Annotated in this window: 25 protein-coding genes; 24 read left to right on the top strand and 1 reads right to left on the bottom strand. The window is 37.9% G+C overall.

What is annotated here, in order from left to right; genetic code table 11:
• The first annotated feature begins 9 nt into the window (after nt 1–9).
• The 9 genes from I586_RS04655 to I586_RS04615 all read left to right on the top strand — a co-directional run bounded on the left by I586_RS04655 (nt 10) and on the right by I586_RS04615 (nt 7,305).
• Nucleotides 10–1,212: a molybdopterin molybdotransferase MoeA gene (locus I586_RS04655; RefSeq protein ID WP_010764324.1), complete on the top strand. Its 1,203-nt coding sequence runs from the start codon at nt 10–12 to the stop codon at nt 1,210–1,212.
• Between the two features lie 178 nt (nt 1,213–1,390).
• The gene (gene moaC / locus I586_RS04650) at nt 1,391–1,891 is read left to right on the top strand and encodes a cyclic pyranopterin monophosphate synthase MoaC (protein WP_010764325.1); all 501 of its coding nucleotides are present in this window, start codon (nt 1,391–1,393) and stop codon (nt 1,889–1,891) included.
• A 25-nt stretch (nt 1,892–1,916) separates the two neighbouring features.
• The gene (gene moaA, locus I586_RS04645) at nt 1,917–2,882 is read left to right on the top strand and encodes a GTP 3',8-cyclase MoaA (protein ID WP_010764326.1); all 966 of its coding nucleotides are present in this window, start codon (nt 1,917–1,919) and stop codon (nt 2,880–2,882) included.
• A 5-nt stretch (nt 2,883–2,887) separates the two neighbouring features.
• Entirely contained in the window at nt 2,888–3,322 is a 435-nt protein-coding gene (locus I586_RS04640) for an MOSC domain-containing protein (protein WP_010764327.1), read from the top strand.
• Nucleotides 3,315–3,788: a molybdenum cofactor synthesis domain-containing protein gene (locus tag I586_RS04635; protein WP_034701781.1), complete on the top strand. Its 474-nt coding sequence runs from the start codon at nt 3,315–3,317 to the stop codon at nt 3,786–3,788. Before I586_RS04640 ends, I586_RS04635 begins: the two co-directional genes overlap by 8 nt.
• Nucleotides 3,789–3,803: 15 nt before the next feature.
• The gene (locus I586_RS04630) at nt 3,804–4,778 is read left to right on the top strand and encodes a molybdopterin-binding protein (RefSeq protein ID WP_010764329.1); all 975 of its coding nucleotides are present in this window, start codon (nt 3,804–3,806) and stop codon (nt 4,776–4,778) included.
• 26 nt (nt 4,779–4,804) lie between these two features.
• Complete coding sequence (gene modA, locus I586_RS04625) at nt 4,805–5,623, top strand: molybdate ABC transporter substrate-binding protein (RefSeq protein WP_010764330.1); 819 nt, start codon at nt 4,805–4,807, stop codon at nt 5,621–5,623.
• Between the two features lie 9 nt (nt 5,624–5,632).
• A complete protein-coding gene (gene modB / locus I586_RS04620; protein WP_010764331.1) occupies nt 5,633–6,304 on the top strand; it encodes a molybdate ABC transporter permease subunit in 672 nt (223 codons plus the stop codon).
• A complete protein-coding gene (locus I586_RS04615; RefSeq protein ID WP_010764332.1) occupies nt 6,301–7,305 on the top strand; it encodes a sulfate/molybdate ABC transporter ATP-binding protein in 1,005 nt (334 codons plus the stop codon). Before modB ends, I586_RS04615 begins: the two co-directional genes overlap by 4 nt.
• A 119-nt stretch (nt 7,306–7,424) precedes the next feature.
• Here I586_RS04615 and I586_RS04610 read toward each other — a convergent pair whose 3' ends face one another.
• A complete protein-coding gene (locus I586_RS04610) occupies nt 7,425–8,168 on the bottom strand; it encodes a MurR/RpiR family transcriptional regulator (RefSeq protein WP_010764333.1) in 744 nt (247 codons plus the stop codon).
• A 161-nt stretch (nt 8,169–8,329) separates the two neighbouring features.
• On the opposite strand from I586_RS04610, the gene pfkB reads away from it, so the two are divergent.
• From pfkB to I586_RS04540, 15 genes are all read left to right on the top strand, one after another.
• Nucleotides 8,330–9,268, top strand: a complete 939-nt coding sequence (gene pfkB / locus I586_RS04605) for a 1-phosphofructokinase (RefSeq protein ID WP_010764334.1) — start codon at nt 8,330–8,332, stop codon at nt 9,266–9,268.
• Nucleotide 9,269: 1 nt separating this feature from the next.
• Nucleotides 9,270–10,679, top strand: coding sequence for a PTS fructose transporter subunit IIC (locus I586_RS04600; RefSeq protein ID WP_010764335.1), 1,410 nt, complete (start codon nt 9,270–9,272; stop codon nt 10,677–10,679).
• 24 nt (nt 10,680–10,703) lie between these two features.
• The gene (locus I586_RS04595) at nt 10,704–11,159 is read left to right on the top strand and encodes a fructose PTS transporter subunit IIA (protein ID WP_010764336.1); all 456 of its coding nucleotides are present in this window, start codon (nt 10,704–10,706) and stop codon (nt 11,157–11,159) included.
• Between the two features lie 9 nt (nt 11,160–11,168).
• Complete coding sequence (gene lacD / locus I586_RS04590) at nt 11,169–12,146, top strand: tagatose-bisphosphate aldolase (RefSeq protein WP_034701779.1); 978 nt, start codon at nt 11,169–11,171, stop codon at nt 12,144–12,146.
• Nucleotides 12,147–12,269: 123 nt separating this feature from the next.
• Nucleotides 12,270–13,142: an AraC family transcriptional regulator gene (locus I586_RS04585; RefSeq protein ID WP_010764338.1), complete on the top strand. Its 873-nt coding sequence runs from the start codon at nt 12,270–12,272 to the stop codon at nt 13,140–13,142.
• A 123-nt stretch (nt 13,143–13,265) separates the two neighbouring features.
• Entirely contained in the window at nt 13,266–13,535 is a 270-nt protein-coding gene (rpsN, locus tag I586_RS04580; protein WP_010764339.1) for a 30S ribosomal protein S14, read from the top strand.
• A 43-nt stretch (nt 13,536–13,578) separates the two neighbouring features.
• A complete protein-coding gene (locus I586_RS17330; RefSeq protein ID WP_162139053.1) occupies nt 13,579–13,719 on the top strand; it encodes a putative metal homeostasis protein in 141 nt (46 codons plus the stop codon).
• 758 nt (nt 13,720–14,477) lie between these two features.
• A complete protein-coding gene (locus tag I586_RS04575; RefSeq protein ID WP_010764340.1) occupies nt 14,478–15,554 on the top strand; it encodes a Gfo/Idh/MocA family protein in 1,077 nt (358 codons plus the stop codon).
• Nucleotides 15,555–15,571: 17 nt separating this feature from the next.
• Nucleotides 15,572–16,309 carry a ThuA domain-containing protein gene (locus tag I586_RS04570; RefSeq protein ID WP_010764341.1) on the top strand — a complete coding sequence of 246 codons (738 nt, stop codon included), beginning with the start codon at nt 15,572–15,574 and terminating at the stop codon, nt 16,307–16,309.
• A complete protein-coding gene (locus I586_RS04565; RefSeq protein WP_010764342.1) occupies nt 16,306–17,274 on the top strand; it encodes a sugar phosphate isomerase/epimerase family protein in 969 nt (322 codons plus the stop codon). The genes I586_RS04570 and I586_RS04565 overlap by 4 nt, the downstream gene beginning before the upstream one ends.
• Before the next feature lie 264 nt (nt 17,275–17,538).
• Nucleotides 17,539–18,573 (top strand): Gfo/Idh/MocA family protein, encoded by a 1,035-nt coding sequence (locus I586_RS04560; RefSeq protein WP_010764343.1) that lies wholly within the window; start codon nt 17,539–17,541, stop codon nt 18,571–18,573.
• Nucleotides 18,574–18,692: 119 nt separating this feature from the next.
• Nucleotides 18,693–20,531, top strand: coding sequence for an LTA synthase family protein (locus I586_RS04555; RefSeq protein WP_010764344.1), 1,839 nt, complete (start codon nt 18,693–18,695; stop codon nt 20,529–20,531).
• Between the two features lie 26 nt (nt 20,532–20,557).
• Nucleotides 20,558–21,310, top strand: a complete 753-nt coding sequence (locus I586_RS04550) for a tRNA lysidine(34) synthetase (protein ID WP_010764345.1) — start codon at nt 20,558–20,560, stop codon at nt 21,308–21,310.
• A 26-nt stretch (nt 21,311–21,336) separates the two neighbouring features.
• A complete protein-coding gene (locus tag I586_RS04545) occupies nt 21,337–22,029 on the top strand; it encodes a 4'-phosphopantetheinyl transferase family protein (protein ID WP_034701518.1) in 693 nt (230 codons plus the stop codon).
• Nucleotides 22,030–22,463: 434 nt separating this feature from the next.
• Nucleotides 22,464–25,175: a cation-translocating P-type ATPase gene (locus I586_RS04540; RefSeq protein ID WP_010764347.1), complete on the top strand. Its 2,712-nt coding sequence runs from the start codon at nt 22,464–22,466 to the stop codon at nt 25,173–25,175.
• Nucleotides 25,176–25,455 lie beyond the last annotated feature (280 nt).

The raw sequence follows: 25,455 nt of genomic DNA, 5'->3' as shown, positions 1-25,455 counted from the left end.
GTTGAGCCAATGATCGAAGTTGAAGCGGCTAGAGCAAAAATCCAACAGGCTTTGGCTCAGCAAAAAAAAGTAGAAATCGTTTCTATTTTGGAAGCAACAGGACGTGTGTGTGCGGAAGATATTTATGCGCAAGTTGCTGTACCTCATTTTCCAAGAGCTGGCATGGATGGTTATGCTATAATCGCCAAAGAAAGTGAGGGCGCAAGCCCAGAACAACCCGTTACATTACAGGTTATTGATGCGATTTTTGCAGGAGATTCTGAACCGAATGTAAAGAACGTTTGTGGCAGTGCTGTTAGAATCATGACGGGAGCACCGATTCCAAAACCATATGATGCAGTGATCAAACAAGAATGGACAGATTATGGGAAAACAGAAGTCAACATCTATCGAGAAATAAAAGCAGGTCGCAACTATGGGGTTGTAGGGGAAGATGTCACACATAATCAGAAAATTTTTTCAAAATATCAAGTGATCAACAGCCGTGCTGTGGGAATCTTAGCTGCTCAAGGGATGAAAGAAATCAGCGTTTTAGCACCAATGAAAGTAGGGATCATAGCAACTGGTAGCGAGTTGATCTCATTAGAAACACCACTTACATCAGGGAAAATTTATGATAGTAATTTATATACCCTTGCTTCGTTTATCCAATCAAGCGGGAGTAAAATCATCTTTAAAGAGCATTGCTCAGATGATACTGTTGTTATCTCAAAAATTATTCGTGAGCAAATAGAAACAATCGACTTATTGATTACGACAGGTGGTGTTTCGGTAGGGGAAAAGGATTATGTCCCACAAGTAATAAAAGATTTAGGCGGGAAGTCGTTGTTTCATTTTGTGAACATGAAACCAGGAACACCGATAATGGCAAGTACTTATCAAAATAAAGTTATTTTAAGTTTGTCTGGCAATCCTTTTGCAGCAGTTGTTAATCTTCATCTGTTTTATTGGTCAGCCTTGGCTGATTTTATGGGGTGTCCAGAACTAAATTTAGAAAAACGGGAGGTTCAATTAACAGAAGACCTGAAACAATCCAATATTCGTCGTTTTATTCGAGCGCATGAAGAAAATGGCTTGGTTTCTTTAAACGCAACATTACACTACTCTTCTGTTTTTCATAATACCCTTGATACTAATTGTTTAATTGATCAACCCGCCAAAAAAACTCTGAAAAAAGGAGACTCTGTAACAGTCTATTATTGGAAATCTTAATAAGCCAAAGGAATCTGAAGAAAAGAGATTAGTCTCTTTTCTTCAGATTCTATTTAGGTTAGCTAAAAAAAATTATTTATATCAGATTGTTTTTTTTTAGACGTAGTGATAAACTTGAGATAAAGACAAATCAGTTTCTGGTTTAGTTGTAAATGAAAGCGTTTTAAGAGGTGCTGACATGGAAGAAAATTTACAGTTTACACATATTAATGAACAAGGCGAAGCGCGTATGGTTGATGTCTCTAAAAAAGAAGCGACGGAAAGGACAGCCATAGCTTATGGAGAAATTCAGATGAACAAAGAAGTGGCAGCTGGTATCAAAAATCAAACAATAAAAAAAGGTGAGGTGCTACAAGTTGCAAGAGTTGCGGGTATTATGGCTGCCAAAAAAACATTTGAACTTATTCCGCTATGTCATGTGATAGCATTAACAAAGTGTGTGATCGACTTTAGTTGGAAATCAGATCAAATTTTGAGCGTTCAGTGTGTGACAAAAACAGTTGGACCAACAGGAGTTGAGATGGAAGCTTTAACTGGAGCCAATATTGCGTTGCTTACAATTTACGATATGTGTAAGGCTATGGATCGAGAAATGAATATCTCAAATGTTTGTTTGCTAGAAAAGTCTGGTGGAAAAAGCGGACACTTTATTTCAAGAAATCAAGAGGTCAACGAATAATGGTACAGGAAGGACACGACTTAAAATGAAGGATTCCTTTAACCGCGAAATTGATTATGTTCGGATATCGGTAACAGATCGTTGCGATTTAAGATGTACGTATTGTATGCCAGCTACAGGAATATGTTTTCTACAAAAGCAGGAGGTTTTAAGTACTAATGAGATTCTATTTTTAGTCAGAAAATTAGCTGAGCATGGAATCAAAAAAGTGAAGATCACAGGAGGTGAGCCCCTAACCAGACGAGATACAGTTGGGTTGATTCGGTCAATAAAAGAAATAAAAGGAATAGAAAAAGTCACGTTAACAACGAATGGCATTCAATTAGAAAGATATGCGGAAGCGTTAAAAGAAGCAAAACTAGATGGTATCAATATCAGCATCGATACGTTAAATCAAGATGACTTTCGTGAAATTACGAGAGTCGGAGATTTAAAGAGAGTCCTGGCTGGTTTAGAAAAAGCGATAGAAGTAGCGCTACCGAATATCAAAGTGAACACAGTGGCTCGCGGAGAATTAACAGCAAAAGAAATTTGTGAAATCGCAGCACTAGCAAAAGTAAATCCGATTCATATTCGATTTATTGAATTGATGCCGATTGGTTTAGGTAAAGGTTGCCCAGGGAAAACACAAGAGGAAATTTTTGCAGTGCTTGAATCCAATTATGGAACCTTGGTTCCTTTTGAGCAACGCTTAGGAAATGGCCCAGCCAGTTATTTTACGTTGCCAGATTTCAATGGGAAAATTGGATTTATCAGTGCATTAGGTCATTGTTTTTGTGCTGAATGTGACCGCATCAGAGTCACGGCAGATGGACAGTTGAAAACCTGTTTGCATATGGATGATGGCTGTGACTTAAAAGAAGCGTTACAAACAGAGAACGAAGAACTTCTGTTACGACAAATTTTAGCAGCGATCGAACGAAAACCAGAAAAACATCATTTTTTAGAGACTCAAGGAGATTCTCGATTAATGTCACAAATTGGAGGGTAATGAGTATGACAGTTGGGGAAATTATTGGTATCAATATCAGTGAACGAAGAGGAACTCAAAAAAAAGAAATTCCAGAAGTGGATCTAGTTAAAGGCTTTGGGTTAGCAAACGATGCTCATGGAGGAAATTGGCATCGTCAAGTTAGTTTATTGTCATTTGAAAAAATCACAGAGTTTAATGAACGTGGGGCTCGTGTAGGGAACGGTGCTTTTGGTGAAAATATCATTGTATCAGGCGTTGATTTACGCCAATTACCTGTTGGAAGCCAAATTAGGATAGGTCAGGCAGAGCTAGTTGTCACTCAAATCGGAAAAGAATGTCATAAGCATTGTCAAATTTATGCTCGTGTGGGAGATTGCATTATGCCAAGAGAAGGAATTTTTGCTGTTGTGGTTGAAGAAGGGCATATTAAAAAAGGGGATAAACTTGAAGTTGTATAAAGTGGGCATTATTACATTAAGCGATACAGGATACCAAGGATTACGTGAAGATGAATCTGGTCGTATCATAAAAGAATTGATCCAAGATCAATTTGAAGTCGTGAAACAAGCAATTTTACCCGACGAACAGAGTGAATTAAGAACACTGTTGATTGAGTGGTGTGACACATGTGACCTGATATTGACGACTGGGGGAACTGGTTTAGGTGTTCGAGATATCACACCCGAGGCAACGTTAAGTGTAGCAGAAAAAGAGCTTCCAGGTATTAGTGAAGGAATGCGCATGCAAGGTATCAAAAAAACACCTTTTGCTATGTTAAGTCGAGCTGTTGCAGTGCAACGTGGTAAGACGATGATCGTTAATTTGCCTGGAAGTCCAAAAGGTGTGACCGAGAATTTAACCTATTTACGCCCGATTTTACCCCATGCCTTAGACATTTTAACAGACCGAAAAACAGAGCATTAAGTGGAGGGAAAAAGGATGAAAGTCGTCAAAACAGTGGACGCTGAGGGACTGGTTTTATGCCAAGATATTACCAAAATCGTTAAAGGCGAGTTTAAAGGAGCTCTTTTCTCAAAAGGCCATCAAGTGAAGGCTGAAGATATCCCTCTATTACTCGCATTAGGGAAAGAGCATTTATTTTTATCAACAGAAAAAACAAATTTAATTCACGAAAATGACGCAGCAGATTTTCTCTATCATTTAATTGCGGGAGACGATATGCGCGCAACAGCGGTATCAGAAGGGAAAATCGAAATTGTTGCAGAAGTAGATGGAGTATTGAAAGTCAAACAAGACGTATTATTTGAGTTGAATTCGATTGAAAAGATTGCTGTTGCCACACTAAAAGGGGATCAAAAGGTACATGCAGGACAAAAATTGGCAGGGGCACGAATCATTCCATTGGAAATCGAACCTGAAAAATTACTTCAAGCAGAAGACTTGGTTGGCCAAGAAAGGATCTTATCTCTAATACCTTTTAAACCAGTAACGATCGGAATCGTCACCACAGGCAGTGAAGTTTTCAACGGTTTGATTGAAGACGCATTCTTACCAGTCCTTAAAGAAAAATTAACTCCATACCCAATGGCGGTCATCAAATTTCATAAAATCGTCAACGATGTGCCCGATTTAATAAGTAGTGCGATTAAAGATATGTTAAAAAAAGGGGCAGATATTGTCTTTTGTACTGGTGGAATGAGCGTGGACCCAGATGATCGTACTCCGTTAGCAATCAAGCAAACTGGAGCGGAAATTGTTTCTCATGGCACACCTGTCTTGCCAGGCTCCATGTTGTTGCTTGCTTACTTAGAGGGCAAAACAATCGTAGGATTGCCAGGTGGGGTCTTATTTTCTGCACAAACCGTTTTTGACCTATTATTACCAAGAATTATTGCTAAAGATACAATAACGAAAAGAGAAATTATTGGTTTGGGTTATGGTGGTTATTTATAAACTACGTTTAAAGGAGAGCAAATAGTATGAAACAAAAGAATGTGGTAAAAGTCATTCCTCTAATTTTAGTTGTCTGTTTTTTCCTATCTGCTTGTACATCTAATGATAAAAAAGCAACAGTTGACTCTAGTTCGACGAATCAAGCGGAACAACATCATTTATTGATTGCAGCGGCCGCTAGTCTGGAAAGTGTAATGGAAAATCAACTCATTCCAGCTTTTGAAAAGGAGCATTCAAATACAAAAATTGAAGGAAACTACGATAGCTCTGGAAAACTACAAACACAAATCGAAAAAGGCTTAGAAGCAGATATTTTCTTTTCGGCAGCGACCAAGCAAATGGACGCCTTAGTTTCAAAAAAATTAATCGATGAAAAAAGTGTTGATCCACTATTAAAAAACCAGTTGGTCATGATCATTCCAAGCACGTCTACTGTTGAATGGAATGACTTTAGTGAGTTGAAAAAAGCAGAGATGATCGCAATCGGAGATCCTGAAAGTGTGCCAGCAGGCCAATATGCTGAAAAAGGATTGAATGCTTTGGGGTATTGGGATTATGTCAAAGAACATGCTAGCTTTGGAACCAATGTAACAGAAGTACTAAATTGGGTAGCACAAGGTAGTGCACAAGCTGGATTAGTTTATGCTACAGATGCTGCATCAACTGACAAAGTAAAAGTTGTAGCTGTTTTACCAGAGGACACGTTGAACGAGCCGATCATCTACCCAGTTGGGGTGCTTGAAAGGTCGGAAGAAAAAGTAATGGCCGAAGAATTTATGACGTTTTTTAAAAGCAAAGAAGCAGCAAACTATTTTGAAGATGCTGGGTTTATTCTAAATAAGTAGGTGAGCTTGATGGCGTTGAGTCCAATTATTATTTCCTTTCAAACAGCAATAATAGCAATTATGTTTACTTTTTTAGGTGGAACTTTGCTGGCGTATCTGGTTTTTCGTTTGAAGAATCAAGGGCTTAAAATTTTATTGAACAGTCTATTTACCTTACCACTGGTATTGCCACCGACGGTTTTCGGTTTCTTTTTACTGGATATTTTTGGTGTTCAACAGCCAATTGGAAAATTCTTGTTAGATTATTTTTCTGTCAAAGTTGTTTTTTCTTGGACGGCAACTGTTATAGCGGCTGTGGCAGTTTCGTTTCCTTTAATGTACCGCTCGGCGATTGCCGCTTTTGAGCAAATTGATCCAGATCTGCTTGCAGCTGCTCAGACATTAGGCTTTTCAGAAATAAAAATTTTTTGTAAAATTGCTTTACCATTGGCGATCAATGGACTTTTAGCCGGAGGCGTGCTAGCTTTTGCTAGAGGCTTAGGTGAATTTGGGGCAACAACCATGCTAGCAGGAAACATTGCTGGAAAAACAAGAACACTGCCATTAGCAATTTATTCTGCAGTAGCGGCAGGCGATTGGGCTTTAGCAAAAAAGTACGTGGCCATTATCATTATTATTTGTTTGTTGATTCTATTTTTAATGGAGCTTTTTAGCAGAAAATCTCGGGGGATAAGAGTATGAACCTTATTGTTGATATTCAAAAAAAATTACGAGATCATCCGTTAAAAGTAAGCTTTGAAATCGACACTACGACATTGGGGATTTTAGGAGCGTCAGGGTGTGGGAAAAGCATGTTATTAAAATGTATTGCTGGAATTGAAACACCAGATTCGGGTCGAATTCAGTTAGGAGACCATGTGCTATTTGATAAGGAAAAAGGAATTGATGTGCCACCACAAAAACGTAAAGTTGGCTTATTGTTTCAGCAATATGCACTTTTTCCTCATTTAACTGTCTATAAAAATTTAAGCAGTGTGACAACTGACGTACAATTGATTCAAAAACTAGTGCATATGTTCCAGTTAGAAAATGTGGAGAATAGTTATCCAAGACAACTGTCAGGTGGGCAAAAACAGCGAGTCGCATTAGCTCGAATATTAGCTTCTAAACCAGAGCTACTTTTATTGGATGAACCATTTTCAGCATTAGATACATCATTAAAAGAAGAGCTTCAACTCGAATTGCAAAACCATTTGACTGGTTTTAACGGCAATGTATTGATTGTGAGTCATAGTTTGGATGAACTTTATAGACTATGTCCAAATCTTGGCATCATGACGAAATCAGGTCTTATACAGGGCATGACAACGGACTTGTTTAAGCAACCTCAAACAGTGGAAGCGGCTCGATTGACTGGGTGCAAAAATATTTATCCAATCAAACGAATCGATGCGCATACACTAAAGATTCCTGGCATTGAAAAACCATGGACCGTTGCTGCTGAAATCCTGAAAAATTGTTCTTATATTGGGATTCGAGCGCATGATTTGTTATTGGATGATAGCCATGTCAATTTGTTGACTGTTCAATACGTGAGTAGTCAACAAACGCCATTTGAACAAAATGCTTGGTTTTGTTGCAACAACCTTGATTTTTGGTGGAAAGGCAGTAAACAAATCAACGTCGAGAAAATCAATCACTTTACTGTTTCACCAAAAGCCATTATGGTTTTAAGAGAATAAAGAGAAAAAAAGTAAGAAGTGTCTAGAGTAGAGACTGCAGTAGCTGCTTCCAGCGTTTATTTGGATCTTTTGAGACTAGGACCTAACTCGTAGAGTTAGGCTCTAGTCTCTTTTTTGCGTTAATTTGTACGAATAGCGTAAGAGTCTAACAAAATTCTTGCCATAACAGATAAAGGCAATCTTGATCGCACTTCATATTCTGGAAAATAAGATCCTTCTGATTTAAATCCTGTGAAGACGATTTCAGATAATTGCGCTAAAGAACTGCTTGAATTAGCAGTCAAGGTAATCGTGCTGACTTCATTTTTTAAACAATTTTTTACTGCAGTCACTAATTCTGGTGTCTCTCCATTTAAAGAAATCAAAAGGACGATATCATTTTTTGTGATTTTTTTACTCATACTCGTAATGATATTGGGATCGGCATGGAGTTCACAATATTTCCCTAAAAGTTGAAATTTCACCGTCATTTCTTGGGCAATTAATTCGGAAAAGCCACGAGCAAAAATGACGATTTTTTGTGCTGCATGGATTTTTTGGATGGCATCTTCAATACTACCGCTATCCAACCTATTGATTGTACGAATAACTTCTTGCTCATTTTTCAAGATTGCCCGCTTGATTTCGGCATCGATTTTTTCTACACCCGAGAAATTGATTGTTGTATTTGATTGATCTTTTAAATAATGCTTAAACGAAGTAAAGCCTTCGTAGCCTTTCTTTTTCATGGCACGAACGATTGTTGCAGTTGAAACATTGGCTTTTTCACTTAATTTGACGATGGAATAATTGGGAATATCAACAAGATGATTATCGATAAAATCCCATAAATACTTTTCTGATTCACTTAGTGCTTTTTCCATGACGTGAAATCCTCCAATCTACTCACATTCTTTTTCCTATCATACCATTTTAGGAAGAGGGAAATAAAGATTGTATCGTTTTTCAGGGTATTCTTACGATTATGAAAACATTTACATAGAAAAATGTTCGATAATACAAGTGTGAGGAAAGGGGGAGGAAAATGGTTCAACTATATACTTGTACCATGAATTTAGCAATCGATTTATTTATTGAAACCGAAATGATGAAACCCAAAGTTGTGAATCGGACACTTGACGATGAAATCCAAGCGAATGGCAAAGGAGTAAATGTCTCCTTGATCCTTAAAAAATTAAAAATAGATAGTACAGCACTTGGGTTTAGCGGTGGTTTCACAGGGCGCTACATTGAAGAATTTTTACAAGAAAAAGGGGTAGGAACACAATTTATTCAAGTAGATGGAACTACCCGCATCAATGTTTTCACCCAAGTCAATCAAGACCAAACAGAATACAAATTAGTCAATAAAGGACCTGAGATTCCAATTAAAAAGGTTGATGAACTATTAGCAATGATTAGAAAAATCGAAGCTGGCTCTTACTTGTGTGTTTCTGGTAGTTTACCACAAGGAATTTCAGAAACGATTTTAGTTGAAATCAGCAAAATCACACAAGAGCAAAAAATCAATCTCGTGCTTGATAGTAGTTACAATAGCGTAATGGATTGTTTGATGTATCAGCCTTTTTTGCTAAAACCCAATGAAGAAGAACTAGCAAATTGGTTTGATCAAGAAACAATTTCGCTAGAAGAAAGTCCTAAATATTTGAAACGGTTGGTCGACTTGGGAGCACAACGAGTTTTACTATCTTTTGGTGGAAAAGGTTGTTTCTATGCGGATAAAGAGACCATTATTTATGGGAATGCGCCGACAGGAAAAGTAGTGAACACCGCTTGTGCTGGAGACACATTATTGGGCACGTTTATGAGTGGGCTGTTACAAGGGGAAAAAATAGATGAAGCATTAAAACACAGTATCGCAGCGGGAAGTTCAACTGCTTTTAGAAAAGGCCTAACAGATTTTACTGATACAAATGAATTAACAAAACAAATCCAAATCCAAGTAATAGAAGGGAAGATCTAATATGACAAAGTATCAATTGATTGCAGCAACAGGTTGTCCTACTGGTATCGCACATACGTATATGGCACAAGAAGCATTAGAACAAGCTGCAAAAGCCAAAGGCGTGACGATCAAAGTGGAAACTCATGGTCAAATCGGTGTAGAAAATGAATTAACACAAGCTGAAATCGAAGAAGCAGATGCGGTAATTATTGCGGCAGATAAAGATGTTCATGCGGAACGGTTTGCTGGAAAACGAGTGATTGAAGTTCCTGTTAGTAAAGGAATCAAAGAAGCTAGTCAGTTGATCGAGGATGCTTTAGCAGGAAAAGGAAAGGTTCTTGGTGGTGACAAATCCGTTTCTGTAGATGCATTAGAGAAAAAAGAAAATGATCGAAAAGGTATCGGACACAGCATTTATAAAAATCTAATGAACGGCGTTTCCCACATGTTGCCTTTTGTTGTGAGTGGTGGGGTACTGATTGCTATTTCATTTTTATGGGGGATTTATTCAGCTGATCCTGAAAGTACGCAATTCAATCAATTTGCAGCAACCTTAAAAGAAATTGGTGGTTTAGCAATGGGCATGATGGTGCCGATTTTATCAGCCTATATTGCAGAAGGGATTGCCAAACGTCCAGGTTTAGTTGTTGGATTTGTAGGTGGACTGGTAGCGAGTAATGGTGGAACTGGCTTTTTAGGCGGGATCGTTTCTGGGTTCTTAGCAGGATATGTTGTTCTAGGATTAGTCAGAGTATTCAAGGTTTTACCAAAATCATTAGATGGGTTAAAGGCAATCTTTTTATACCCTGTTTTAGGTGTTGCTATTACTGGATTGATCATGTATGGCATTTCAGGACCGATGTCAGCAATCAATGAAGGCATGATGGATTTTCTAGCAGGTTTTGAAAATTCAAGTCCTTTAGTTTTAGGAATTATTGTTGGGTGTATGTGTGCCTTTGATATGGGTGGTCCAGTGAATAAAGCCGCGTATGTTACAGGGACAGCTCTTTTAGCACAAGGAAATACTAGCTTTATGGCAGGGGTTTCGGCTGCGTGTATTGCGCCGCCATTGATCACAGGATTTGCTGTTTTATTTTTCCGAAACTATTTTGATACAAATGAACAAAATGCTGGATTGGTCAATTTTATTTTAGGATCTACTCACATTACAGAGGGGGCGATTCCCTTTGCAGCAAAAGATCCATTAAGAGTATTGCCGACGATGATGTTAGGCTCTTCGATTGCCGCGGTTTTGACCTACATGTTTAAGGTTCAAGTCCCTGCACCCCATGGCGGATTTTTAGTCTTACCAGTTGTGACACATGGGTTGCTTTGGGTAGTTGCCATTTTAGTTGGTTCAGTTGTTGGCGGATTTTTACTAGGGATGATTCAAAAACGCCGAGTTGAAAAAATAAAAGCAGAAGTTTAATCAATAGAAAGAGGTTGAATCCAAATGGTTTTAGTAAATGCAACAAACGTTTTTATAAATATAGAGTTGGATACAAAAGCGAGTGCGTTGCAATTCTTAGCAGAATCTGCACAAAAATTACGGCTTACAACTGATAGTTCAGCCGTACTAACCAGTTTTGATGATCGTGAAAAAGAGGGCAGTACAGGTATGATGGATGGATTTGCCATACCACATGCCAAAAATGCAACCATCACTGAGGCGAGTGTATTGATTGTAAAAACGAAGAATCCGATTGAGTGGGATAGTCTAGATGGTAAGCCTACGGAAGTGATCATTGCCTTATTAATTCCCGAACAAGAAGCTGGAACGACCCACTTGAAGCTCTTATCAAAAGTGGCTCGCTTATTGATGAACAGTGAGTTTAAGCAACAAATAAAACAATTAGATTCAGAAACAGAAATAGCAGAATATGTAAATCAACGATTAATGGAGGCGTAGTAAATGGCGATGAAAAAAATGACAGAATCTAAACGAGCAGCAATGAAACGAATGAGTAATCAAGAGGGAATCATCGGAGCACTGGCCATCGATCAGCGAGGTTCATTAAAAAAAATGATCGAAGCAGCGAGTAGAACAGAAGTAGGAGAAGAGGCTATTATCTCGTTTAAAGAAATTGTTTCTCGTGAATTAACCCCTTATGCTTCTGCGATTCTTTTGGATCCAGAATACGGATTACCTGCAGCAAAAGTGCGAGATCAAGAAGCAGGGTTGCTGGTTGCCTATGAAAAAACAGGATATGATGCTAGTGAACCAGGACGTTTGCCTGATTTGTTAAGTGACTGGTCGGTTAAACGATTGAAAGAAGCTGGGGCAGATGCCGTTAAATTTTTATTGTATTATGATGTAGATGAACCAAACGAAATCAATGAACAAAAACAAGTCTTTATGGAACGAATCGGCTCGGAATGTGATGCAGAAGACTTGCCATTTTTCTTGGAATTAGTATCCTACGATGCAGGAATAACCGATGTATCAAGTAAAGAATATGCTAAAATCAAACCGCACAAAGTCATTGAAATGATGAAAGAATTTAGTAAAGCATGCTATAATGTGGATGTTTTAAAAGTAGAAGTACCAGTGAATATGGCATTTGTAGAAGGCTTTGGATCAGATGTTTGCTATTCAAAAGAAATGGCAAAACAATTATTTAAAGAACAAAGTGAGGCAACGAATCTGCCATTTATTTTTCTAAGTGCAGGTGTTAGCAGTGAACTATTTCAAGAAACCTTGTACTTTGCAAAAGAGGCTGGCTCCACTTTTAATGGTGTATTATGCGGTCGAGCAACTTGGAAAGATGGGGTAATCCCATTTGCGCAAGAAGGAGAGACAGCAGCTGAACAGTGGATGAGAACCGTTGGGAAAGAGAATATAGAATCCTTAAACCGTGTCTTGAAAGAAACCGCAACACCTTGGATGGATCGATAAAAATTAAGCGCTGTAAAAGACAATCTGCTACGAATAGGGATTGTCTTTTTTTGAACGAAATAAGTTGTAAAAAAACAAAAATTTGATAAAGTAAAAGAGAAGAGAAATTCTTGGAGGCAAAAAATGAGCGTATATTTAGAACGACCAGAATTTGAAGGAAATCTTCTTTTTAGAGCATTTATCAATGACGGTATGACAATTGTTTATCCTCATTGGCATAAAGAAATTGAAATCATTTACTCCATACGAGGAACAGTCAACATTGGTGTAGGGGATGATATTGTTCCTGTTTCCGAAGGGGAAATTTATTTTTTTGCTAGTGGGGAACCCCATTATTTTCTTGCCTCGCCAAATAGTGAACGAATCGTTTATCAGTTTGACTTGAGTTTATTTGATGAAAAGAACGTAAAATCGGTAAATGATTGTTCTTTGATCGAACTTTTTGAAACTGGAGAAAAGCACAGTTCAAAATGGTCGAAGTCCTTAATAATGGAGATGAAAAAACTATTACAGCAACTATTCGAGGAAGTTGAAAAAGACGCTCCAGGAAAAAACTATGCATTGTTTCATTTACTATTTCAACTAATTACAACCTTTTACAGAAGACTACCTCAAACGCAGATAAAAGTAAAAAAAGGCGCCAAATCATCGACAATCAAATACAAAGAAAACCTAGAACAGTTAGATCGAATCTTCACCTATGTTGAAAATCATTATGAAGAATCGATTACATTGGAAGAAATCGCCAAGTTTAGTGGCTTTAGCTCCTATTATTTTACCCGCTTTTTCAAAGCCAACACTGGCACGACCTTTATGAGCTTTTTGACAGAATATCGAATCAATCAAGCCAAATTTATTTTAGCAAATGAAAAAGTCCCTATGATCGAAGTGGCTGAAAAGTCTGGATTTGCTAGTGTGAAGACCTTTCATCATGTGTTTAAAGAACAAGTGGGAATTTCGCCTTTGAAGTATCAGAAGAAATTTCTCGAGATATAATACAAAAGCCCTCAATTTTGGGCTTTTTTTTAATAATAAAAACTTGCATTTTCTGGTAGTTGATGTTATTCTTATCACTCTTAAAAAGTAATCATTACGATTTAGAAAGGGTGAAAAGGAAAAATGGCTAAAAAATCAAAAATTGCCAAAGCCAAACGTCAACAACTATTGATTGAAAAATACGCGGAACAACGTATGGAGTTAAAAGCAAATAAAGACTACGAAGCTTTAGCAAAATTACCAAAAGATTCCAATCCAAACCGCTTGAAAAACCGCGATTTGATCGATGGGCGACCAAGAGCGTATATGCGTAAATTTGGCATGTCACGGATCAATTTTAGAGCATTAGCGCATCAAGGAAAAATTCCTGGTGTCCACAAAGCGAGCTGGTAATCATGGACTGGTAACCGACAACTAGATGCAAAGAGGTGATTGGATGGAGAAACAGGATATTTCAAGTGCACGTAGACGATTAAAGTGCACAAACCGAAAAACTAGAAAACGAGCATTGAAAATCATTCAGCAATATAAACGGGAACAAAGACATCGTGTGATGGCTTCTGGTAATGTTGGTTGAGTGTTTTTCTAAGCGAATAAGAGAATGAAGTTCTTCCTTTTAGTTATAGAAGGGAAGGGCTTTTTTTTGTATTTATTAGAAGTGCAATGTTTTTTATTTGATTTTGGCTGTATTGCTTTTATGCGGTGGTTAATTGTTGGTGATTTACGGATAAGGAGTTTCTTTTCGATGGGTAGTTAAGATAAGGTCAACAGCAGTTTGGTGCAAGGCGTTTGGTGATTCACAAGTAAGGAAACTTCGCTCCCTTAGGCCGCCTTGTAGTGTTCAACATCTGCTCTGGCAAAGCCAGTCGTGGTGATTCGCAAGTAAGGAGACAACGCTCCTTTTAGTCGCCTTGTACTGTTCATCATCTGCTCTGGCGGAGCCAGTCGTGGTGATTCGCAAGTAAGGAGACAACGCTCCTTTTAGTCGCCTTGTACTGTTCATCATCTGCTCTGGCAAAGCCAGTCGTGGTGATTCACAAGTAAGGAAACAACGCTCCTTTTAGTCGCCTTGTACTGTTCAACATCTGCTCTGGCAAAGCCAGTCGTGGTGATTCACAAGTAAGGAAACAACGCTCCTTTTAGTCGCCTTGTACTGTTCAACATCTATTCTGTCTACTTTGTAGTCAATCATAGTGTTTCACAGCAATATCCAGGAATTTTTCACCCATAATCTAGGAAGAAAGCTCTTTCATAATTTTGTATAGTAATAGTGTAGAAATGGAACCGTTTTATTGTTCCCAAAAATAATATGAGTAGATTACTGGAGGTTTTTTGATGACGTTGAAAGTAGGTATTATTGGTTGTGGTGGGATTGCCAATGGAAAGCATTTACCAGCACTTGCACAGGTTAAGGAAGTGGAGTTAGTTGCTTTTTGTGATTTGATCAGTGAGCGGGCGGAAGAAGCGAAGATGCACTATGGAACATTAACCGCTAAGACATTTACCAATTATCAAGAAATGCTTGAAGAAATGGATTTGGATGTTGTTCATGTTTGTACACCAAATAACACACATGCTGAACTATCAATTGCGGCGATGGAAGCGGATTGTCATGTAATGTGCGAAAAACCAATGGCAAAAACATCCGCTGAAGCACGTAGTATGATCGAAGCGGCTAATAGAACGGGGAAAAAGTTGACGATTGGGTATCAAAATCGTTTTAGAAAAGATTCAACGTATTTGCATACAATCTGTGAGGAAGGCGAGTTAGGGGAGATTTATTTTGCTAAAGCTCATGCCATTCGTCGTCGAGCAGTGCCAACTTGGGGTGTTTTCCTTGATGAAGAGGCGCAAGGCGGCGGACCGTTGATCGATATTGGTACACATGCTTTGGATTTGACACTATGGATGATGGACAATTACAAACCAAAATATGTAGTGGGGAAAGCCTATCATAAACTTGCTGAAACAGAAAAGGCAGCCAATGCTTGGGGTTCTTGGAATCCTGAAAAATTCACTGTAGAAGATTCAGCGTTTGGTTTTATCATGATGGAAAATGGAGCTACAATCTTTTTAGAATCAAGCTGGGCACTGAATAGTTTGGATGTAAAAGAAGCTAAGACTACACTTCATGGAACTAAGGGTGGGGCTGATATGAATGATGGGTTGACCATCAACGGAGAAGATCACAGTACACTTTTTGAAAAGAAAATCGAATTAGAACCTGGTGGTGTTGATTTTTATGATGGTGCTGGAGACAAGCCAGAAGTGTTAGAAGCACAGTCTTGGATCGATGCAATTCTCAATGATACAGAACCTGTTGTAAAACCTGAACAAGCCTTGGTTGTGACAGAAATTCTTGAAGCAATCTATAAAGCATCTGAAACAAATCAACCTGTATTTTTCGATTAAAGAAAGGATGAAAAACGATGATCCAAGTCACAGTATGGAATGAATTCCGTCATGAGAAAACAGATGAAGCGGTAAAAAAGGTTTATCCAGAGGGGATTCATCAACAAATCGCACAATTTTTAAAAGAAGATGATTTTTCAGTACGAACCGCTACTTTAGACGAACCAGAACATGGTTTAACTGAGGAAGTATTAGCCAACACAGACGTTTTGATTTGGTGGGGACATGTTGCTCATCAAGAAGTTTCTGACGAAATTGTTCAACGTGTTCATCAATGTGTCCTTGAAGGTATGGGCTTAGTTGTGCTGCATTCAGGTCATATGTCAAAAATTTTCATGAAACTAATGGGCACCTCTTGCGATTTAAAATGGCGAGAAGCTCAGGAACATTGTCGGATTTGGACAGTCGCGCCTAGTCATCCAATCGTGGAAGGCATCGGCGAGTACATTGAATTAGAGCAAGAAGAGATGTACGGGGAGCATTTTGATATCCCAACACCAGATGACTTGATTTTTATCAGTTGGTATCCAGGCGGAGAAGTTTTCCGTAGCGGTTGTACCTATCATCGTGGGAATGGCAAAATCTTTTATTTCCAGCCAGGTCATGAAACCTATCCATCTTACTATAATAAAGAGGTCCAAAAAGTCATTAAAAATGGTGTCCGTTGGTGTCGGCCAACTCAAAACGCATATCCAAATTACGGACATCATGAACCTTTAGAATCTATTACGAACAAGAAAGGAACTGAACAATGAAATTAGGCGTATTTACTCCATTATTCAATAATTTAAGTTTTGAAGAAATGATCGATACAGTCTCAAAAGCAGGATTGGAAGCTGTAGAAATCGGCACCGGTGGTTCTCCTGGAAATGCTCATTTAGATATCGATAAATTACTAGCAAGTTCAGATGCCAGAAAAGAGTATTTAGCAAAACTAGCGGATAAAGGCTTAACGATCAGTGCATTGAGCTGTCATAATAACCCAATTTCTCCAGTGAAAGAAACAGCGCAAGAAGCAGATGAATTACTACAAAAAACAATCAAACTAGCTTCTCTAATGAATGTTTCAGTCGTCAACGGCTTTTCTGGTGTTTCTGGTGGTAACCCGACGGATACTCAAGTCAATTGGCCTGTTTTACCTTGGCCGACAGAATATGACGATAATTATAACTATCAATGGGAGAAAAAACTGATTCCTTATTGGAAAAATATCAATACGATCGCAGAAGATGCTGGCGTGAAAATTGGAATTGAGTTACATGGTGGTTTCTTATGTCACACACCTTATACAATGTTAAAACTGCGCGAAGCCACAGGCAAAGCAATCGGCTGTAATTTAGATCCAAGTCATTTATGGTGGCAAGGGATCGATCCAGTAGCCGCAGTGAAAATTTTAGGAGAAGCAGGTGCGATCCACCATTTCCATGCCAAAGATACGTATTTGGATCAAGATAATATCAATATGCATGGACTAACAGATATGCAGCCATATGGCAATGTAAAAACACGCGCTTGGACATTCCGTTCTGTAGGATGTGGACATGACTTAAAAGTTTGGTCAGATATGATTAGTGCGTTGAGAATTTACGGTTACGATTACGTTTTAAGCATTGAACATGAAGATCCGATCATGTCTACAGAAGAAGGCCTAAACCGAGCAATTACGAATTTAAAAAGTATTATGATCAAAGAACAACCAGCGGAAATGTGGTGGGTTTAATCAAGGAAACAACGCTCCATAAAGTCGCCTTGTACTGTTCAACATCGACTCACCGTGTTCCTCGTGGTTTACAGCAAAGCTGAACGAACTTGCCCAGCTCTTGAGCAAATTTGTCTATTTGCCGAAAGAGCTAGTTCGTGAAGCCGGATGTCAAATAGAAGACAACGACTGTTTCTGATAGCTCCCAAACACCAATTAGGCACTGAGTAACACCTATTCCTTATCTTACATCAACTAACGTTTATATAGAAAGGACACAAAAAAATGACAGCAATCAATTTTGCCGTAATCGGTTACGGCGGCATGGGTTCTTACCATGTCCATAACATTATGCCAAACGAAAATGAACGAATCCATGTTGTGGGAACATATGATGTTTCTGGCGAACGTCAAAAAATTTCCAGTCAGCACAACCATAAAATCTACACGTCATTAGAAGAAGTATTACTAGATGAAACCATTGAAGCAGTATTGATCGCTACACCAAATGATTCCCACAAAGAACTAGCAATTCAAGCGCTACAAGCTGGAAAACATGTAGTCTGTGAAAAACCAGTTGCAATGAATGTAGAAGAATTAGATGCAATCCTAAAAGTAGCAAAAGAAACAGGACAAACGTTTATGGTCCATCAAAATCGTCGTTGGGACCCAGACTTTCTGATTACGCGAGAATTATACAAAAACCAACAAATCGGGGACTTGTTCCAAATCGAGTCACGTGTTCAAGGCGCCAATGGGATACCAGGCGACTGGCGCCATGAATTAAAACACGGCGGCGGCATGCTGTTAGATTGGGGAGTCCACTTACTAGATCAGCTATTATTTTTAGTGGATAGTCGTATTGAAAAGGTTTCTGCTGATTTAAGTTATATTTTGGGTGATGAAGTAGATGATGGGTTTATCACTTATATTATTTTTGAAAATGGCGTCCGAGCAATTATTGAAGTTGGGACTACAAATTATACTAAATTGCCCCGCTGGTATCTAAAAGGAACCCAAGGAACTGCTATTATTCATGATTGGGATCTTTCAGGTGAAATGGTGATTGAATCAGGCAAAAAAGATATTCAAGCGCCAAAACCAATTCAAGCAGGTGTTGGGTTGACCAAAACAATGGCACCACCGTCAGAAGAAGCAACAGAAACGGTATCCTTGCCGCAAGCTTTCGCTGAATATGATCCATTTTATAAAAATTTTTATAATGTTGTCAGAAATCAAGCTGAACCAGTAGTCAAAAATGAAGAAGTTCGTAAAGTAATGGTATTGATTGAAGAAATATTTAAAGCTGTGAAAAGATAATGAAAAAAAGTTGATCGATCTTAAAAGTAACGTTCTCCAGAAATGGGGAGCTTTACTTTTTTTTCTACTAGGCATAAAATATTAAGGGATATGATTAGGAAAAGAAATGGGAGAATGGTGTGGGAAAAAAATTACATATATTTAAAAAAAAGCCAATTAAGTATTCATTGATCGTGGTTGGAATGATTGCATTGGTATTTGTTAGTAATCTGTACTTACAATGGTGTCAAAATGAACTATCCTTTGATTTAGTGTTCAAATTTGCCTTTTCATGGCACACAGAAAAATTTATTTTAGGTAGTTTCGTATTATTGATCTTCTTACTGTTTTTATGCAGTTTGGCTGGATCGCTTGCTTTAGGTAGTTTGCTTTATGGCATTACGATCGGTATTTTAGGTTTTGCCGATTATCAAAAAATGTTTTATCGAGTTGAACCAATTTATCCAGATGATTTAAAAATGATCACAGAGTTTGGTTTATTAAGAGAGATGATTGGTACAATTCCATTTATTTTTATTCTATTGCTGGCAGTGGTAGGAATATTCTTTTTTATTCGGGCAATCTACCAAAGCCGATTATTATCGAAAAAAATGCAAATTATTCGCTTATCGGGTTTAGTTGTGACAATTGGCTTATTAATGTACATTAGCAATTTCAATAATCCCAATAACCTGTTGCGAAAAGCGTACGACAAAACGGCTCTTTGGATTCCTTATAGCCAAAAAATGAATTATTATAATACTGGTTTTATGGGTGGTTTTCTATATAATTTAAAGATAGAAGCGATGGACAAGCCAGAAAATTATTCTAAAAAAACGATTGAAGCAATTACAACGAAATACACAACAGCAGCAGAGCGCCCAAACAATTCAGAAAGTACGGAGCAACCGAATATTATTTTTGTGATGAGTGAAAGTTTTTCTAATCCACAAAATCTAGCTGGTGTAACGGCGGACAAGGACCCGTTAAAAGACTATTTTGATGTTGCAAAAACAACGTATAGTGGTCAAATGTTGTCACAAAATTATGGTGGAGGAACGGCAAATATTGAATTTGAAGCACTGACCAGTCTTTCAATGGAATTATTTAATCCTCAATTGACGACGCCTTATACGATGTTGATTCCAAAAATGGAAGAAATGCCGTCGATCGTTTCGCTTTTAAAAGAGAAAAACTATCAAGCAACCGCTATCCATCCTTATAATACCTCGATGTATAAACGCAAAGATGTATATAAGATACTTGGATTTGATCAGTTTATCAGCGAAGACACAATGACGTATAAAGAAAAATTACAAAAGAATCCTTATATCTCAGATAAATCAGCTTATAATGAAGTTTTAGATTTGTTAAAAGACGACAAGAACCCGCAGTTTGTCCATTTAGTGACGATGCAAACACATATGCCATATAGTGATAAATACACTAGTAAGGACTATTCTTCACAAAGCGTGGGCAACAAAAAGGCAATCGATAGCTATATGCAAGACATTGCCTATAGTAGTGAGGCATTGAAACAATTTACAACAGCATTGAAAGATCTTAAACGACGAACACTAGTTGTTTTTTGGGGAGACCATTTACCAAGTATCTATTCAGACGAAATTAAGGCAGCAAATGAAGAAGTTCAACTGCACGAAACAGAATTTTTAATGTATGACACACAAGATAAATTGAGTCAACGAAATAACCATGATGCACTGAGTAGTCCGTTTTACTTCGCGCCAACATTATTTGATCAAAGCAATATGGAGATGACAGGATTCTATCAATTATTGAGTGAGTTAGAACAGGAAATACCTGCGTTTGAAAAAGGCTTCTATTATAAAAATGGCCAGTGGAGCAAAACATTCAACTTGAATAAAGCGCAACAAGAACTCTATGAAGACTATCGCTTGATTCAGTATGATATTGTGTCAGGTGAAAATTACAGTCTAAAAACGGACTTTTTTAAATGAATCCAGTGATCGAAAAGGAGTAAAGAATGAGCTTTAAAAAGAAAGATAACCAAACCTACTATAACCCAATTCGTCGTGCATTATTAAATCATCAAATGATCCAACCTGGTGATAAAGTTGCAATTGGGATGAGTGGTGGGAAAGACAGCACTAGTTTGTTGTATTTTTTGGATATGATTAGTAAGCAAAAACGCTTAGGCTTTGAATTTGATATCGTGCCGATTACACTTTCAATGGGATTTGAGATGGATATCCACCCGTTAGAGGAATTTGTGAGCGGACTAGGCTACGAATTGGATGTTGTGCCAACAAATATTGCTCAAGTTGTATTTGATATTCGAGAAGAGCGCTCCCCATGCTCATTGTGTGCAAAATTACGTCGGGGAATCTTGTACAAACGTGCCAAAGAAATCGGCTGTAATAAAGTCGCTTTAGGGCACCATTTGGATGATGCGATCGAAACGTATTTCATGAACTTTTTATTTCATGGGCAAATGGCCAGTTTTGACCCAATCAGTTATTTATCGAAAACAGATATTACACTGATTCGCCCATTACTTTATGTTGAAGAAAAACAGATCATTCAGTTTGTGCAAAGGGAAGAACTACCTGTGATTTTTAATCCATGTCCTGTAGACAAGAAAACCAAACGAGAAGAAATCAAACACCTAGTGAGTGGATTAGCAGAAACTTACCCAGACATCAGAGAAAAATTTATTATGGGAATGGAACAAGTTGAAGCAGAGAATTTTTGGACGAAAACGAAAGTTAGCAAATAGTTGCTTAAATAGAGAGGTGAAAGACGATTTTAAACGTTACCTATATTAATACAGCTGGAATCACGCTAGCAGAAGTAGCGCCTTACCTTCCTTTTATTACAAAAGAGCGAGCAGCTAATACGTCCAATTTCCGTTTTGATAAAAATAAAATCGACGCCATTTTGTCAGAACTGTTACTGAGAGCTATCCTTTGTCAGCAGTTTCACTTAAAAAATAACCAAATCAATATTCAAAAGACGAAACTTGGAAAGCCCTATTTGGAAGGTTTTCCGAATATTCAGTTTAATTATTCCCACTCAGGTGACTATATCATTTTAGGTATTAGTGATAAAAAAGTAGGAATCGATATTGAAGAAATCACGCCGATCGACCTGTCGATAGCCGAACATTATTTTTGTTCAAAAGAATATTCGGCTATTATGGCAGAGAGAGAGGAGCACCAAGTAGAGACATTTTTTTCCATTTGGTGTTTAAAAGAAAGCTATGTTAAGTACACGGGAAAAGGCATGACAATACCGTTGACTTCTTTTTGTTTTACCGTCCGAGACGAAGTAATTCAATTTGAAGGAAAGGATGAAAATATGCGGTTTGAGCTGTTGCCTATTTCTGAGTATTACAAAACAGCGATTTGTTACCAGGATAAAGAACGAATCGATTCAATCGAAGAACGCACTCTGCAAGAAATACTACGTTATTTTGATACTTCGAAAGAGAAGTAGAGAAGGGGGGCATGCAGTACATCAAGAAACAGCGAGTGTTGCATGCAGTGATCTTTGAAGCAAAAAACAGATTGGAGATGTAAGCTTTTCAGACTAAACAGAAATTTTTCTGAAAATCAATACGATTTCATTTGAAAAACACTAAAAGAACAGGTATAATTAAATCAGCAATAATTATTGGTGAAAGACTTTTTGTCACCATTTTATTATTTCATGAGGGAGTAACTGGCGGCGTTAGCTGCGACAACATCACCAACTCCGAAAGAAATTTCTGGTGTTGTCTTAAACGGTGAGACTTATGTATGTTCTATTTAGCATACAGAGGTCTATTTTTTTTCGTTTTTGCTGCGAACCAACAAGTTCAAAAACGTGTTCGTTTCGCTAATATGAAGTAAAATAGATTAAAGTAGCTGTAAATTATGAGGAGGAAGAACATGTCAGAAGAGAAAAAGGTTCAACTATCTGAAGCATTTTACACGCAGTCAGATGAAGAGGTCTTACAAAAGTTTGATACGACGACTGAAGGTCTATCAGCTCAAGAAGCCAAAAAAAGGTTAGAGAGTTACGGCGCTAATGCATTAGATGAAGGGAAAAAGAAATCGATCGTTGTAAAATTTTTTGAACAGTTTAAAGATTTTATGATCATCGTATTATTATTTGCAGCAGTTATCTCTGCAGTATTTTCTGGTGATATGGTTGATTCATTCATCATTTTACTTGTTGTTGTGCTAAATGCGATTTTTGGTGTGATCCAAGAAGCCAAAGCAGAACAAGCGATTGAAGCGCTAAAAGAAATGTCTTCGCCCAATGCGAATATTCGTCGCGATGGTCACGTAATCACTGTTAAAAGTGATGAACTAGTCCCAGGAGATATCGTGTTACTAGAAGCAGGAGATGTTGTTCCAGCAGACTTACGTTTATTAGAAGCTGCTAGCTTAAAAATTGAAGAAGCAGCGCTTACTGGTGAATCTGTGCCAGTTGAAAAAGAAGCAACTATTTTAGAAGGTACCGCATCTGATATTGGGATCGGTGACCGCATTAACATGGCTTATTCTAGTAGTAATGTTACTTATGGCCGTGGAATTGGTGTTGTTGTCGGTACAGGAATGAATACAGAAGTTGGTAAAATCGCTGGCATGTTAGCCAATGAAAAAGAAACAGAAACACCATTAAAACAAAACTTAAACCAATTAGGTAAAATGTTGACGATCGCAATCTTAGTGATTGCAGCAATCATGTTTGTGGTTGGGATGATGAATGGCCGTACATGGATTGACATGTTATTAACGTCTATTTCATTAGCTGTAGCAGCAATTCCAGAAGGATTACCGGCAATTGTTACGATTATCTTAGCTTTAGGCACACAAAAAATGGCGAAGAAAAATGCAATTGTTCGTAAATTACCTGCTGTAGAAACACTAGGTAGTACAGATATCATCTGTTCAGATAAAACAGGTACGCTTACTTTAAACCAAATGACGGTTGAAGCTCTTTATACAGATAATGAAGTGAAACCTGCGACTGATGCGGTTGCATTGGACAACATGGCATTAAAAATCATGAGCTATACAAACGATACAAAAATTGCACAAGATGGTTCATTGATTGGTGATCCAACTGAAACTGCTTTGGTACAATTTGGTTTGGACCACGACTTTAACGTAACTGAAAAAGTTGCAGCAGAACCTCGTGTAGCTGAAATTCCATTTGATTCAGATCGTAAATTGATGACAACAGTTCACCAATTAGCAGATGGTAAATTCCTAGTTGCTGTAAAAGGTGCACCAGATGAATTACTAAAACGTTGTAATCAAGCATTGTTAAATGGTCAAACACCAGCAATGGATGACAAACAACGTCAAGAAATTTTAACAACGAACACAAAATTAGCGAAACAAGCATTACGTGTTTTAGGAATGGCCTACAAAATCGTAGATGCAGTTCCTACTGAAATGGATTCTGATTTAGTTGAAAAAGACTTAATCTTTGCTGGTCTTGTCGGCATGATCGATCCAGAGCGTAAAGAAGCTGCAGAAGCGGTAAAAGTTGCCAAAGAAGCAGGTATTCGCCCAATCATGATCACAGGTGACCACAGAGATACAGCCGAAGCAATCGCTGCTCGTCTTGGTATCATTAAAGAAGGCGACGATGATGCTGTAATCACTGGTGCTGAATTAAATGAATTAACAGATGAAGCCTTTGCAAAAGTAGTTGAACACTACTCTGTTTATGCTCGTGTTTCTCCAGAACATAAAGTACGTATCGTTAAAGCGTGGCAGCAAGAAGGTAAAGTTGTTGCTATGACAGGTGATGGTGTGAATGATGCACCAGCATTGAAAGCCGCAGACATCGGTATTGGGATGGGGATCACTGGGACAGAAGTATCTAAAGGGGCCTCTGATATGGTCTTAGCAGATGACAACTTCTCAACAATTATCGTAGCCGTTGAAGAAGGACGTAAAGTCTTCTCAAATATCCAAAAAACAATTCAATATCTACTTTCTGCTAACTTAGGGGAAGTATTGACACTCTTTATTGCAACAATGTTAGCGTGGGATACATTACTACCTGTTCACTTATTGTGGATCAACTTAGTAACTGATACGTTCCCAGCAATTGCTTTAGGTGTTGAACCTGCTGAACGTGACGTGATGAGCCATGCTCCTCGTGGGAAGAAATCAAACTTCTTCTCTGGTGGCGTATTGAGTAGTGTAGTATATCAAGGGATCGTTCAAGGTGGATTAACCTTGTTTGTTTACAAAATGGCAATTGATTTCCCAGCACATACAGCGGCTAATATGCCAAACTTATCTGCAACAGCGTTATATGATTTACAACATGGGGATGCGTTGACAATGGCCTTTGCTACATTAGGATTGATCCAATTGTTCCATGCATTCAACGTGAAATCTATTTATCAATCAGTCTTTAAAGTTGGCTTGTTTAGAAATAAATCATTTAACTGGGCGATTTTAGTTTCATTCTTATTACTAGCAGCAACGATCTTAATTCCAGGCTTCAATGACTTGTTCAGCGTAACATCATTAGATGGATACCAATGGGCAATCGTTGCCGGAACATCGTTTGCAATCATTCCAATCGTTGAGATCGTGAAGTTTGTTCAGCGCAGAATGGGTAAAAGCTAAATCATCGGGATAACAACTGAAATCGATGAGGAATAAAAGAAAAGTAGAGATGCTGTTTTTGATGCATTTCTACTTTTTTCTTGTTATACTTTTCTGAGAATATAATTTTATTTTTTAAGGTCAAAATAAGTCAAAAAAGTGGACAAATTTTCAGATTACGGTATTATTAATAGTAGATATTTAGCTTTCATACTATTTAGCTTTACGACCGATACTAAAGCGTTCGTTCAGCTTCTAGTACCATCTAGCTACTGAAGCTAGTTTAAGCGTTTAAAAATAA

The organism is Enterococcus moraviensis ATCC BAA-383 (assembly GCF_000407445.1).
GTDB lineage: Bacteria > Bacillota > Bacilli > Lactobacillales > Enterococcaceae > Enterococcus_L > Enterococcus_L moraviensis.
Note: the sequence above shows the minus strand (reverse complement) of the source record. Positions and strands in the feature narration are given on the sequence as shown.